Source organism: Streptomyces roseolilacinus, assembly GCF_014649335.1.
Classification (GTDB): Bacteria; Actinomycetota; Actinomycetes; order Streptomycetales; family Streptomycetaceae; genus Streptomyces; species Streptomyces roseolilacinus.
In genome coordinates, this window is record NZ_BMSV01000006.1 from 167514 (window position 1) to 180780 (window position 13267).

General features: G+C 70.1%; 12 protein-coding genes. 6 read left to right on the top strand and 6 right to left on the bottom strand.

Going from position 1 to position 13267, the window contains the following annotated elements:
- Nucleotides 1-23: 23 nt before the first annotated feature.
- The 6 genes from gyrB to dnaA form a co-directional block, all read right to left on the bottom strand.
- Entirely contained in the window at nucleotides 24-2156 is a 2133-nt protein-coding gene (gene gyrB, locus IE106_RS15995; RefSeq protein ID WP_189534439.1) for a DNA topoisomerase (ATP-hydrolyzing) subunit B, read from the bottom strand.
- Between the two features lie 408 nt (nucleotides 2157-2564).
- Nucleotides 2565-3122 (bottom strand): DciA family protein, encoded by a 558-nt coding sequence (locus IE106_RS16000; RefSeq protein WP_189534441.1) that lies wholly within the window; start codon nucleotides 3120-3122, stop codon nucleotides 2565-2567.
- A complete protein-coding gene (gene recF / locus IE106_RS16005; protein ID WP_189534443.1) occupies nucleotides 3119-4249 on the bottom strand; it encodes a DNA replication/repair protein RecF in 1131 nt (376 codons plus the stop codon). The genes IE106_RS16000 and recF overlap by 4 nt, the downstream gene beginning before the upstream one ends.
- 30 nt (nucleotides 4250-4279) lie before the next feature.
- Nucleotides 4280-5155 (bottom strand): phosphogluconate dehydrogenase (NAD(+)-dependent, decarboxylating), encoded by an 876-nt coding sequence (gene gnd, locus IE106_RS16010; RefSeq protein ID WP_189534445.1) that lies wholly within the window; start codon nucleotides 5153-5155, stop codon nucleotides 4280-4282.
- Nucleotides 5156-5246: 91 nt separating this feature from the next.
- Nucleotides 5247-6377, bottom strand: a complete 1131-nt coding sequence (dnaN, locus tag IE106_RS16015; protein ID WP_189534448.1) for a DNA polymerase III subunit beta — start codon at nucleotides 6375-6377, stop codon at nucleotides 5247-5249.
- A 1018-nt stretch (nucleotides 6378-7395) separates the two neighbouring features.
- Nucleotides 7396-9264 (bottom strand): chromosomal replication initiator protein DnaA, encoded by a 1869-nt coding sequence (gene dnaA, locus IE106_RS16020; RefSeq protein ID WP_189534450.1) that lies wholly within the window; start codon nucleotides 9262-9264, stop codon nucleotides 7396-7398.
- A gap of 361 nt (nucleotides 9265-9625) precedes the next feature.
- On the opposite strand from dnaA, the gene rpmH reads away from it, so the two are divergent.
- The 6 genes from rpmH (at nucleotide 9626) to rsmG (ending at nucleotide 13039) form a co-directional block, all read left to right on the top strand.
- On the top strand, nucleotides 9626-9763 hold the full coding sequence (gene rpmH, locus IE106_RS16025; RefSeq protein WP_003975051.1) for a 50S ribosomal protein L34: 138 nt from the start codon (nucleotides 9626-9628) through the stop codon (nucleotides 9761-9763).
- Nucleotides 9764-9781: 18 nt separating this feature from the next.
- Nucleotides 9782-10153, top strand: coding sequence for a ribonuclease P protein component (gene rnpA, locus IE106_RS16030; RefSeq protein ID WP_189534452.1), 372 nt, complete (start codon nucleotides 9782-9784; stop codon nucleotides 10151-10153).
- Nucleotides 10150-10476: a membrane protein insertion efficiency factor YidD gene (gene yidD / locus IE106_RS16035; RefSeq protein ID WP_189534455.1), complete on the top strand. Its 327-nt coding sequence runs from the start codon at nucleotides 10150-10152 to the stop codon at nucleotides 10474-10476. The genes rnpA and yidD overlap by 4 nt, the downstream gene beginning before the upstream one ends.
- Nucleotides 10477-10479: 3 nt before the next feature.
- A complete protein-coding gene (gene yidC, locus IE106_RS16040) occupies nucleotides 10480-11709 on the top strand; it encodes a membrane protein insertase YidC (RefSeq protein ID WP_189534456.1) in 1230 nt (409 codons plus the stop codon).
- A 14-nt stretch (nucleotides 11710-11723) separates the two neighbouring features.
- On the top strand, nucleotides 11724-12233 hold the full coding sequence (locus IE106_RS16045; protein WP_189534458.1) for a Jag family protein: 510 nt from the start codon (nucleotides 11724-11726) through the stop codon (nucleotides 12231-12233).
- A 95-nt stretch (nucleotides 12234-12328) separates the two neighbouring features.
- Nucleotides 12329-13039 (top strand): 16S rRNA (guanine(527)-N(7))-methyltransferase RsmG, encoded by a 711-nt coding sequence (gene rsmG, locus IE106_RS16050; protein ID WP_189534460.1) that lies wholly within the window; start codon nucleotides 12329-12331, stop codon nucleotides 13037-13039.
- The last annotated feature ends 228 nt before the right edge of the window (nucleotides 13040-13267 follow it).

The window sequence follows — 13267 nt, forward strand, 5'->3', positions numbered from 1 at the left end:
TCGTACGGTCAGCTGAGACCGACTCAGATGTCGAGGAAGCGGACGTCCTTGGCGTTGCGCTGGATGAACGAGCGCCGTGCCTCCACGTCCTCGCCCATCAGCACCGAGAACAGGTCGTCGGCCTGGGCCGCGTCGTCCAGGGTGACCTGGCCGAGCACCCGGTGGTCCTGGTCCATGGTGGTGATGCGCAGCTCCTCGGCGTTCATCTCGCCCAGGCCCTTGAAGCGCTGGATGGAGTCCTCGCGGATGCGCTTGCCGTTCTGCTTGCCGAGCTCGACGAGCGCGTCGCGCTCGCGGTCCGAGTAGGCGTACTCGAAGTCGTCCCGGCCCCACTTGATCTTGTACAGCGGGGGGCGGGAGAGGTAGACGTGGCCGGCCTCGACCAGCGGCCGCATGAAGCGGAAGAGGAAGGTCAGCAGCAGGGTGTTGATGTGCTGGCCGTCGACGTCGGCGTCCGCCATCAGGATGATCTTGTGATAGCGGAGCTTCTCGATGTCGAAGTCCTCGTGCACACCGGTGCCGAAGGCCGAGATCAGCGCCTGGACCTCGGTGTTCTGCAGGATCTTGTCGATCCGCGCCTTCTCGACGTTCAGGATCTTGCCGCGGATCGGCAGGATGGCCTGGAACTCGGGGTTCCGGCCGGACTTGGCGGAGCCGCCGGCGGAGTCGCCCTCGACGATGAAGATCTCGCACTTGGCCGGGTCGTTCGACTGGCAGTCGGACAGCTTGCCCGGCAGGGACGCCGACTCCAGCAGGCCCTTGCGGCGCGTCAGGTCGCGCGCCTTGCGGGCGGCCACGCGCGCGGTGGCGGCCTGGATGGCCTTGCGGATGATGTCCGCCGCCTCGTTCGGGTTGCGGTCGAACCAGTCCGACAGGTGCTCGTGGACGACCTTCTGCACGAAGGTCTTCGCCTCCGTGTTGCCCAGCTTGGTCTTGGTCTGGCCCTCGAACTGCGGCTCGCCGAGCTTGACCGAGATGATCGCGGTCAGGCCCTCGCGAATGTCCTCACCCGTGAGGTTGTCATCCTTCTCCCGCAGCAGCTTCCTGTCGCGCGCGTAGCGGTTGACGAGGCCGGTGAGCGCCGCGCGGAAGCCCTCCTCGTGCGTGCCGCCCTCGTGCGTGTGGATCGTGTTCGCGAACGAGTACACGCCCTCCGTGTACTGCGAGTTCCACTGCATCGCGATCTCGACCGAGAGCAGCCGGTCCTTGTCCTCGGCCTCGACGGCGATGACCGTGGGGTGGATCAGCTCGCCCTTGCGGGAGTTGAGGTACTTGACGAAGTCGACGATGCCGCCTTCGTAGTAGTACGTCACCGTGCGCGCCGGCTGCTTCTCCACCGCCTCGGCGGAGGCGTCGGCGTCGTCGGCGTTCATCGTCGCCTTGGCCGACTCGCGCTCGTCGGTGAGCGTGATCGTCAGGCCCTTGTTGAGGAACGCCATCTCCTGGAAGCGCCGCGACAGCGTCTCGAAGGAGTACTCGGTCGACTCGAAGACGTCCGGGTCGGCCCAGAAGGTGACGGACGTGCCGGAGTCCTCGACCGCCTCGTGCTTGGCGAGCGGCGCGGTCGGGACGCCGAGCTTGTAGTCCTGCGTCCAGCGGTAGCCGTCGCGCTTGATCTCCACGGAGACGCGGCTCGACAGGGCGTTCACGACGGAGACGCCCACGCCGTGCAGACCACCGGAGACGGCGTAGCCGCCGCCGCCGAACTTGCCGCCCGCGTGCAGGACGGTCAGCACGACCTCGACGGCCGGCTTCTTCTCCACGGGGTGGATGTCGACCGGGATGCCGCGGCCGTTGTCCACGACGCGCACGCCGCCGTCGGCGAGGATCGTGACGTCGATGGTGTCCGCGTAGCCGGCCAGGGCCTCGTCGACGGAGTTGTCGACGACCTCCTGCACCATGTGGTGGAGTCCACGCTCACCGGTCGAGCCGATGTACATGCCAGGCCGCTTGCGGACCGCGTCCAGACCCTCGAGGACGGTGATCGCGCTGGCGTCGTACGCCGAGGAGCCCGGCGCCGGGACCTCGCGGCTCTCGCCGGCAGGAGTGGACGGGATGTTCTCGTTGGGGTTGCCGGAATCGGCCACGAAGCGCCCTTTCTGGCACAGCGCGAGCCACCTCTCGGGAAGCCCCGGAGTGGCTGCGTCGTTCGACATGTTCCGCAGTGGGCGGGATTACCTACCAGTCTACCGGTAGCGCTGACACTCATGGGGGTTTGCCGGTACCTGAGTACGCATGTGCCGCTCTGAACCAGCGCCCGCCGACTCCCCATATGTGGGAAGGGGCTCCAAGAGGCTCACGCGGGCACTCAGCGCTTCGGCCTGTCAACCACCCGCAACCACCGCGACCGCTTCCGGGGCGCCTCCCTCCACGGCCCTCCGAAAACCCCTCCGCCACCCCTTGCGCACCAGGTCACGGCGTTGTTCACCGCCTCCGGCCGGCCGGTGGGAACCCCCGGGGCCGCTCGGTGCGCGCGCGGGGGCGCGGCCGGGGGCCCGATCCGGCCCCGATCCCGGCCGGTACGCCCCCGGGAATGGCCGGGTCCCGCCCCTCCGGCGGGGCCGTCAGCCGTAGGTGTCGCCGGCCCCGGTGCTGCCGGGCGCCCGCAGCGGGCCGTACCCGCGGCGCGGGCCGCCGGGCCCGAGCACCCGGATGTGGCGCACCGTCCCGTGGCCCAGGTCCTCGTTCAGCCGGGCCACCAGCCGGGGGGCGAGCAGCCGCAGCTGCGTCGCCCACGCCGTGGAGTCGCACTGGACGGTGAGGACGCGCTCGTCGGGGTCCTCGTCGTACCGCAGCGGCACGCAGTGCTTCGCCAGGTCCTCGCCGACGATCTGCGGCCACCGGCCCATGACGCCGCCGACCGCCGCGGGCGCCTCCCAGCCGCGCTCGGTGATCAGCCGGTTGATCGCCGCGCCCAGCGGCAGCGGGTCGCGCCCGTCGGCGCGCGCCCCGGAGCGCAGCCCGCCGCCGCGCCGCGCCTGCTTCTTCTGCTGGGCGGCGGCGCCCCGCGCCTTCGCCTGCTCCTTGGCCGCGCGCAGCGCCACGCGCGCGAGGTCCACGCCGGACGGCTCGGGGGCCGGGGCCCGCACGGGGCCCGCCGGCTGCGGCGACTGCGTGCTCATACGCGTTCCACCGCCCCTTCCGACACCGCGTACCGCACCCCCGCCAGCACCCCCGGCACGTCGCCGTCGACGGCGGCCGTCACCAGCACCTGCTCACCGGGGGCGACCAGCTCCGCCAGCCGCTCCCGCCGCCTCGCGTCCAGCTCGGCGAAGACGTCGTCCAGCACGAGCACGGGTTCGTTGCCCTCCGCGCGCAGCAGGTCGTACGAGGCCAGCCGCAGCGCGAGCGCGTACGACCAGGACTCGCCGTGGCTGGCGTACCCCTTCGCCGGCATCCGCCCCAGCAGCAGCCCGAGGTCGTCGCGGTGCGGTCCGACGAGGGTGACGCCGCGGTCGATCTCCTGCTTGCGCACGTCGGCGAGCGCGGCGAGCAGCCACTCGCACAGCTCCTCCCGGCCGGCCGGCCCCTGGGCGTCGCCGCCCGCCGAACCGCGGTACTCCAGGGTGACGGGCCCGCCGCCGGGCGCCAGTTGCTCGTACGCCTTGACGGCGAGCGGCTGGAGCGTGGCGACGAGGTCGAGCCGCTGCGCGAGCAGTTCGGCGCCGGCCCGCGCGAGGTGCTGGTCCCACACGTCGAGGGTGGACAGGTCCATGGAGCGGCCGCCGTGCCGCCGGGCCATGGCGGCGGTCTTCAGGAGGGTGTTGCGCTGCTTGAGCACGCGGTCGTAGTCGGAGCGGACGCCGGCCATGCGCGGGGACCGGGCGGTGATCAGCTCGTCGAGGAACCGCCGCCGCTCGCCGGGATCGCCCTTCACCAGGGCGAGGTCCTCGGGCGCGAACAGCACGGTCCGTATGATGCCCAGCACGTCACGCGGTCTGACCTGCGAGGACCTGTTGACTCGGGCGCGGTTGGCCCTGCCGGGGTTGAGCTCCAGCTCGACGAGCTGCTGCCGCTCGCCCTGCCGGACGGCCGCCCGGATCACGGCGCGCTCGGCGCCGATCCGCACCAGGGGCGCGTCGGACGACACCCGGTGGCTGCCGAGCGTCGCGAGGTAGCCGACCGCCTCGACCAGGTTCGTCTTGCCCTGCCCGTTGGCCCCCACGAAAACACTGACGCCCGGGTCGAGCGGGACCTCGGCCCGGGCGTACGAACGGAAGTCGGCCAGCGACAGATGCGTGACGTGCATGGTGTGCGCCGACCTCTCCCGGCTGTGCTGTTACTTGCTCTCGACCGCGTGTCCGCCGAACTGGTTGCGCAGGGCGGCGATCATCTTCATCTGCGGCGAGTCGTCCTGGCGCGACGCGAACCGCGCGAACAGCGACGCGGTGATCGCGGGCAGCGGCACCGCGTTGTCGATGGCGGCCTCGACCGTCCAGCGGCCCTCGCCGGAGTCCGCGGCGTAGCCCCGCAGCGACTCCAGGTGCTCGTCGTCGTCGAGCGCGCGGACGGCCAGGTCCAGGAGCCAGGAGCGGATGACCGTGCCCTCCTGCCAGGAGCGGAAGACCTCGCGGACGTCCGTGACGGAGTCCACGGCCTCCAGCAGCTCCCAGCCCTCGGCGAAGGCCTGCATCATCGCGTACTCGATGCCGTTGTGGACCATCTTCGCGAAGTGGCCGGCGCCGACCTTGCCCGCGTGGACGGAGCCGAACTCGCCCTCCGGCTTCAGCGCGTCGAAGACCGGCTGGACCTTCGCGACGTGCTCGGCGTCGCCGCCGTACATGAGCGCGTAGCCGTTCTCCAGGCCCCACACACCGCCGGAGACGCCGCAGTCGACGAAGCCGATGCCCTTGGCGGCCAGCTCCTCGGCGTGCTTCTCGTCGTCCGTCCAGCGGGAGTTGCCGCCGTCGACGACGACGTCGCCGGGGGAGAGCAGCTCGGCGAGCTGGTCGATGGTGGTCTGCGTGGCCTCGCCGGCCGGGACCATGACCCACACGACGCGCGGGCCCTTCAGCTTGCCCACGAGCTCCTCGAGGCTGTGGACATCGGCGAGGTCCGGGTTGCGGTCGTACCCGACGACGGTGTGGCCCGCGCGGCGGATGCGCTCGCGCATGTTGCCGCCCATCTTGCCGAGGCCGATGAGACCGAGCTCCATCAGATCTTCCTTACGCGTTGTGTGCGAGTTCGTACCCGTGTCCGAGACTACGCCCGGACACGGGTGCACACCTGTGGGGTCAGCCGCTCAGTCAGCCACTGAGCCGAACCGGCATGATCAGGTACTTGTAGGCCTCGTCCGCCTCCGCGTCCACGGCCGGCTTGCCGCTCAGCAGCGCGGGCTTGGTGGACGTGGTGAAGGAGAGCTGGGCGACCGGCGCGTCGATGGCGCTGAGTCCGTCGAGCAGGAACGTCGGGTTGAAGGCGATCGAGATGTCGTCGCCCTCCAGCTGCGCGTCGACGCGCTCCACAGCCTGTGCGTCGTCGCTGGAGCCCGCCTCGAGGATGAGCACGCCCTGCTCGAAGCTGAGCCGCACCGGGGTGTTCCGCTCGGCGACCAGCGCCACGCGCTTCACGGCCTCCACGAAGGGGGCCGTCTCGATCGTCGCGACCGAGTTGAACTCCGTCGGGAACAGCGTCCGGTACTTCGGCAGGTCGCCTTCGAGCAGCCGGGTGGTGGTGCGGCGCCCGGCGCCCTCGAAACCGATCAGGCCCTCACCCGCGCCGGAGCCGGCCAGCGCGAGCGTCACCGTGTCACCGCTGGTCAGCGCCTTGGCCGTGTCCAGCAGCGTCTTGGCGGGCACCAGGGCGACGGCCGAGGCGTCCGGGGACTCCGGCTTCCACAGGAACTCGCGGACCGCGAAGCGGTAGCGGTCGGTGGAGGCCAGCGTGACCCTGTCGCCCTCGATCTCGATGCGCACACCCGTGAGGACGGGCAGCGTGTCGTCGCGGCCCGCGGCGATGGCGACCTGCGCGGCGGCGGAGGCGAAGACCTCGCCGGGCACCGTGCCGGTGGCGGTCGGCATCTGCGGCAGCGCCGGGTACTCCTCCACAGGCAGTGTGTGGAGGGTGAAGCGGGACGACCCGCAGACCACCGTCGCCCGTACACCGTCTGTGGAAATCTCCACCGGGCGGTTGGGGAGAGCGCGGCAGATGTCGGCGAGCAGCCGCCCGGACACCAGGACCGTGCCGTCCTCCTCGACCTCGGCCTCGACCGAGACCCGCGCGGAGACCTCGTAGTCGAAGCTGGAGAAGCTCAGCGCACCGTCCTCGGCCTTCAGCAGAAGGCCCGCGAGCACGGGCGCGGGCGGACGGGCCGGGAGGCTGCGGGCCACCCAGGCCACCGCCTCCGCGAGTACATCGCGCTCCACCCGGATCTTCACCGTAAGCCGCCTCCTGCTGTTGCTGGCTCGCCCTGCTGGCCTTCCTCGTCCGGCATCCGGTCCGTCCACCGCCGCAGCGGCAGGTCGGGATGCCGGGGACCAGTCTGACGTACGCCGCCGACACTCGGCGCTGCTCGGGGTCAAGTCGCGTCGAGCCGCGGTCGGAGCTTCGGCGCCGAGTTGTGCACAGGCCCCGCTTCCAAGCGAAATCCACGCTAACTCTGTGTGGGAGTAGTAGTAGGGGTTGTGGAAACCGTGGATAACCCCGTCTGCGCAGGTCACAGCCCAAATTTTGTCCACTGGCCCTGTGGGTGGCAGCGGTGGACAACCGGGGTCCGCTGTGGACGCGGCAAAGTTCTGCACACCCGATACACAGGCAGGGCTGACTTCTCCCCAGTGCCGTCCCCAGCTTTACCCACGTTCCCCACAGCCCAATCCGGCTCCCGGGTGTGACGGCTTTCACTCGTCGCGGTGACCGGGGGTGTTTCGTTGCCGAACAGTGGACAGCGGTGTGGAGAAGCTGTGGACCGTGAGGTCACGCCTGTGGGACGCCGGTGGACAACGTCGATCACAGCCTGTGGACGAGCAAACTTTCCACAGGCTGTGGATTACGGTCGGCCACAAATCCACAAGTCTCTGACCTGGGGGGATTGTCTCGCGCCCCTGCCCTCTGTGGACGAGATTCGGATAACTTCCCAGTCCCCAGCCTGTGGACGGGCGATCGCCCCCGAATCTGTGGAGAACGGCGTGACCGCCGCATCTATTCGAACGGTCCGGCTGCCGCTGCTCCCGCGCTGACGCCCGCGTGTCCCCCGCGTCGACGCCCGCGCCGGCCTCCGCGCCGTCCCCGGACCGCCCCTCGCGCCGCCCTCCGCGGAGCCGTCCGGGCGTCTCCCGCGCCGTGCCCAGCGCCGCCCTCCGGGGGGTCCCCCGCCGAACCGTCCGGGCCTGCCCCGGGGACGGCGAAGGGCGCCCCGGAACCGTCCCGGGGCGCCCTCGAGCGCCGCACCGCGCGCCGTCAGCCGTTCTTGATGCGGTTCGTCAGCTCGGTCACCTGGTTGTAGATGGAGCGCCGCTCCGCCATCAGCGCGCGGATCTTCCGGTCCGCGTGCATGACCGTCGTGTGGTCCCGCCCGCCGAACTGCGCGCCGATCTTCGGCAGCGACAGATCGGTCAGCTCCCGGCACAGGTACATGGCGATCTGCCGGGCCGTCACCAGCACCCTGCTGCGCGACGAGCCGCACAGGTCCTCGACCGTCAGCCCGAAGTAGTCCGCCGTCGCCGCCATGATCGCGCCCGCGGTGATCTCGGGCGCGGTGTCCTCGCCGCCCGGGATCAGGTCCTTCAGCACGCTCTCGGTGAGCACCAGGTCCACCGGCTGGCGGTTGAGGCTCGCGAACGCCGTCACCCGGATCAGCGCGCCCTCCAGCTCACGGATGTTCCGCGAGATCCGCGAGGCGATGAACTCCAGCACCTCCGGCGGGGCGTTGAGCTGTTCCTGCACCGCCTTCTTCCGGAGGATCGCGATGCGGGTCTCCAGCTCCGGCGGCTGGACGTCCGTGGTGAGGCCCCACTCGAAGCGGTTGCGCAGCCGGTCCTCCAGCGTCACCAGCTGCTTGGGCGGCCGGTCGGAGGAGAGCACGATCTGCTTGTTGGCGTTGTGGAGCGTGTTGAAGGTGTGGAAGAACTCCTCCTGCGTCGACTCCTTGCTCGCCAGGAACTGGATGTCGTCCACGAGCAGGATGTCCACGTCGCGGTAGCGCTTGCGGAACGTATCGCCCTTGCCGTCGCGGATGGAGTTGATGAACTCGTTGGTGAACTCCTCCGAGCTCACGTACCGCACCCGCGTCCCCGGGTAGAGGTTGCGCGCGTAGTGCCCGATCGCGTGCAGCAGATGGGTCTTGCCGAGCCCCGACTCCCCGTAGATGAAGAGGGGGTTGTACGCCTTGGCCGGCGCCTCGGCGACCGCGACCGCCGCGGCGTGGGCGAAACGGTTGGACGAGCCGATGACGAACGTGTCGAACAGGTACTTCGGGTTCAGCCGCGCGTGCTGCTCCCCCGGGCCGCCCGTGCCGCCCTGGCCCGTGCCGCCCGCACCGCCCATGGACCCGGGACCGCCCATCGGACCGGCACCCGGCACGCCGCGGCCCCCGGCCCCACCGCGGACGGCCGGCCCGCCGGAGCCCGCGGGACCGCCCGGCCGGTGCCGGTCGGGCGTGTCGGGCAGCTCGCGCCGCTCCGTGCGCGGGGGCTCGTACCCGCCGTGGTCGGAGCCCTGCGGGGTGCCGTAGTCGTGGTGGGGCTGCTGCGGACGGGCCGTCGCGTACGGGTCGCGGTCCTGGAAGCCGCCGAGGCGCGGCTGCTGCCAGGTCAGGTCCTCCTGGGTGCGCGGCCACGCGCCGGGTTCCGGGCGCTGCTGCTGGTAGTCGGGGTAGGCGGGCCGTACGGACGGCAGCCCGTCGTCCGCCATGGGCCGCCCGTACGCGTCGTACGGCTCGCCCTGGCCCCGCTCGTCGTAGCCCTGGCCGCGCTCCTCGTACCCCTGGCCGCGCTCCTCGTAGCGGGGGCGTTCCGGCTGGTGCCGCTCCGGGGCGGCCGGCGGCGACTGGTCGCCCGCGGAGTCGTCGACGGTGATCGCGATCCGGATCGGGCGGCCGCACTCACGGCTGAGCGTGTCGCTGATCAGCGGGGCCAGCCGGCCCTCCAGGACGCGCTTGCCCCATTCGTTGGGGACGGCGAGGAGTGCGGTGTCGGCCACCAGCGCGAGCGGCTGGCAGCGCTCGATCCACTGCTTGTCCTTCGGCTCGATGCCCTGCTGCCCCTCGCCGAGGAGCTGCTCCAGCACTCGTGGCCACACTGCGGCAAGATCAGCAGGTACATCAGCCACGGGGCACGCTCTCTCACAGGTCCCGCGAATGTGTGCTTCTCGGGACGGGATGGGAAGGACAGGCAGGAAAGGAATTCGAGTTCAGCCACGGTAGTCGTGGCAGCTCGCGTGGTTCAAGTTGTTGTCCACAGCCTGTGCATAGGGGGAGCCGCCATGCCGCTGGTTTGACCGGATGGCGTAGCCGCGCGTACCGTAACCAGGTCGAGTTGTCGATGGCTGCTGCCGCCTGCCTCCGATGGGCAAAGGTCACACCATGTGACCGTGTAGCGGTGCACTCGGGCGTATTGCGAGCTACTCGTGGGCGCACGGTGACAGCCAAGCGATACCCCGCCACCCCACGAATCATTTCTGGAGCCCCCGAGTGAGCAAGCGCACCTTCCAGCCGAACAACCGTCGTCGCGCCAAGACCCACGGCTTCCGCCTGCGCATGCGTACGCGTGCCGGCCGCGCGATCCTCGCGACCCGCCGCAGCAAGGGTCGCGCCCGCCTGTCCGCCTGATCGCGGCCAGGTCATGACGTGCTGCCTTCCGAGAATCGGCTGAGGCGGCGCGAGGACTTCGCGACCGCGGTACGGCGAGGACGCCGGGCAGGCCGCCCGAGCCTCGTCGTCCATCTACGCAGTGGTGCAACGGACCCGCACGCGCCTGGGGAGAGCGCTCCCCCGACGCGTGCGGGTTTCGTCGTCAGCAAGGCCGTCGGCGGGGCAGTCGTCCGCAACCAGGTGAAGCGCAGACTGCGGCACCTGATGCGGGAGCGGCTCGCCGCGCTGCCCCCCGGTAGCCTGGTGGTAGTACGAGCGCTGCCCGGCGCGGGCGACGCCGACCCTGCACAGCTGGCCCGAGACCTGGACGCCGCCCTGCAGCGGCTCCTGGGAGGGGGCGCGCGATGAAGTACCCGCTGCTGGCCCTGATCAAGCTCTACCAGTGGACGATCAGCCCACTGCTGGGCCCCGTCTGCAGGTACTACCCCTCGTGTTCCCACTACGGATACACCGCAATCGACCGGCACGGCGCCATCAAGGGCACGGCCCTCACCGCCTGGCGCATCCTGCGCTGCAACCCCTGGTCGCCCGGCGGGGTGGACCACGTGCCGCCGCGCAAGCGTCCCCGCTGGCACGAACTGCTGCGCGCACGGCTGCGCGGCGACGAGGGCGGGCACTCCGACGGGACGAGCCCGGCCGCAGAGACCTCGCCCAATGCTCAAGGAGCCTGATTAGTGGACACGATTGGAAATCTGTTCAGCTTCATCACCGGACCTGTCTCGTGGATCATCGTCCAGTTCCACAAGCTGTATGGGGCGATCTTCGGGCCTGACACGGGGTGGGCCTGGGGTCTGTCCATCGTGTCCCTGGTGATCGTCATCCGCATCTGCCTGATCCCGCTCTTCGTGAAGCAGATCAAGTCGATGCGGAACATGCAGGCGCTCCAGCCGAAGATGAAGGCCATCCAGGAGCGCTACAAGAACGACCGGCAGCGCCAGTCGGAAGAGATGATGAAGCTGTACAAGGAGACGGGTACCAACCCGCTCTCCTCGTGCCTCCCCATCCTCCTGCAGTCGCCGTTCTTCTTCGCGCTCTACCACGTGCTCAGCAAGATCGCGTCGGGTGACACGATCGGCAGCCTCAACCAGCAGCTGGTCGACAGCGCCCGCGAGGCCCACATCTTCGGCGCCCCGATCGCCGCGAAGTTCATGGACGACCCGGGTACGGTCCAGGCTCTCAACGCGTCGCTGCTCGACGTCCGCGTCGTCACCGCGATCATGATCGTGATGATGTCGGCGTCGCAGTTCTTCACCCAGCGCCAGCTGATGCAGAAGAACGTCGACCTGACGGTGAAGACCCCGTACATGCAGCAGCAGAAGATGCTGATGTACATCTTCCCGATCATCTTCGCCGTGATGGGCATCAACTTCCCCGTCGGCGTCCTCGTCTACTGGCTGACCACCAACGTGTGGACCATGGGCCAGCAGATGTACGTGATCAACCAGAACCCGACGCCGGGCAGCAAGGCCCAGGACCACTACCTGCAGCGGCTCCTCAAGAGCATCACCCAGCACGGCGAGGTGCGCGGCCGCCGCAAGCGCAACGTCATCCAGGCCATCGTCGCCAAGGGCCCGGACCGCAACGACAACGAGCGCAGCTTCATCGGCAGCCTCGCCAAGGCCGGCTTCACCGCCCAGGCCGACGGCACGGTGCGGAAGGTCGACCCGGCCGAGGCCGAGGCGGAGGCCGCGGCGGTGCGCCGCCAGCAGCCCAAGCGCCAGACGAAGGCGAAGCGCCAGGCCGCTCCCGCGCAGCCCGGCACCGCCAAGACCTCCCTGGAGAAGAAGGCGGACCAGGCGGAGCCCGAGGAGTCCCAGCCGGGCAAGGCCACCCCCGCACGTCAAGCCAAGTCCGGACAGCGCAAGGGCCAGCAGCGGCCCAAGCACCCGTCGTCGAAGAAGTAAGAAGGAGTCCATCCGTGACGGAAGGCACCACGTCCGCCGCCCAGGGTGGCGACACCCTGACCCGCCTGGAGCAGGAAGGCGAGATCGCGGCTGACTACCTCGAGGGCCTGCTCGACATCGCCGACCTTGACGGCGACATCGACATGGACGTCGAGGGGGATCGCGCCGCGGTCTCGATCATCAGCGACACGAGCAGCCGCGATCTGCAGAAGCTCGTGGGCCGTGACGGTGAGGTGCTGGAGGCGCTGCAGGAGCTCACGCGTCTCGCGGTCCACCGCGAGACCGGTGACCGCAGCCGGCTCATGCTGGACATCGCCGGCTTCCGCGCCAAGAAGCGTGCCGAGCTGACCGAGCTGGGTGTCAAGGCCGCGGACGAGGCCAAGAACACCGGCGAGCCCGTGAAGCTGAAGCCGATGAGCCCCTTCGAGCGCAAGGTCGTCCACGACGCGGTCGCCGCCGCCGGCCTGCGCAGTGAGTCCGAGGGCGAGGAGCCGCAGCGCTTCGTCGTCGTGCTCCCCGCCTGACCCCCTCGTAGTGTCGGCCCCGTCTGTTCGCAGGCGGGGCCGATCTTTGTCAGCCTGATAGTCAGCCACCCAGTGCGGTAGGAAGGACGGTTCCCGTGTCCGAGGCAGAGGAACTTCCCCCTGCGCCCCAGGAGGCGCACACGGTCTTCGGTGAGTTCTTCCCGGAAGCGGTCCGGTACGCGGAGTTGCTCGCGGACGCGGGAGTGAAGCGCGGCCTCATCGGCCCCCGTGAGGTGCCGAGGCTATGGGAGAGGCACCTGCTGAACTGCGCGGTGCTCTCCGAGGTGGTGCCCGAAGGGGTCACCGTCTGCGACGTGGGCTCCGGGGCCGGCCTGCCCGGCATTCCGCTCGCACTCGTACGGCCCGATCTCAAGATCACGCTGCTGGAGCCCCTGCTCCGCCGGACGAACTTCCTCCAGGAGATCGTCGAGCTGCTGGGGCTGGACCACGTGACCGTCGTGCGCGGTCGTGCCGAGGAGATGCTGGGCAAGCTCCCCCCGGTCCACGTGGTCACGGCCCGCGCCGTCGCTCCGCTGGACCGCCTGGCGGGCTGGGGCGTGCCTCTGCTGCGTCCCTACGGCGAGATGCTCGCGCTGAAGGGGGACACGGCCGAGGAAGAGATCCAGAGCGCCCGCGCCGCCCTCAGCAAACTGGGGGTCGTCCGTACGTCCGTGCTGCAGGTCGGGGAGGGCGTCGTCGACCCGATGTCCACCGTGGTCCGTGTCGAGGTCGGGGAGAGCCCCGGCGGTGTCCGCTTCGCCGCCAAGCGAGCGAAGGCCGCGAGGCCCTCGCGACGTCGTCGCTGAGGGTGCTTTGGTCCTCATACGGCCTGTTTCAGAGTGTCGTGGCGCTCTGACCCTGCGGCGCGTGCATCGTGTTTCACGTGAAACGTCGCTCACTGCTGCAGGGAATCTTCAGCCGTGGCCATGAGGCTGCCACGCCACGACGCCATAGGCCCCTCCACGGGGCGACAGAGTTGTCCACAGGAGTGGGTTCCTCCACAGAACGCCGGGCCTCGCTGGTTCACCACCCCG

Bases quoted from the DNA above. Each gene is read 5' to 3' on its own strand.
- gyrB (WP_189534439.1), bottom strand. From the start codon at position 2,156: ATGTCGAACGACGCAGCCACTCCGGGGCTTCCCGAGAGGTGGCTCGCG.
- IE106_RS16000 (WP_189534441.1), bottom strand. From the start codon at position 3,122: ATGAGCACGCAGTCGCCGCAGCCGGCGGGCCCCGTGCGGGCCCCGGCC.
- recF (WP_189534443.1), bottom strand. From the start codon at position 4,249: ATGCACGTCACGCATCTGTCGCTGGCCGACTTCCGTTCGTACGCCCGG.
- gnd (WP_189534445.1), bottom strand. From the start codon at position 5,155: ATGGAGCTCGGTCTCATCGGCCTCGGCAAGATGGGCGGCAACATGCGC.
- yidD (WP_189534455.1), top strand. From the start codon at position 10,150: ATGAAGTACCCGCTGCTGGCCCTGATCAAGCTCTACCAGTGGACGATC.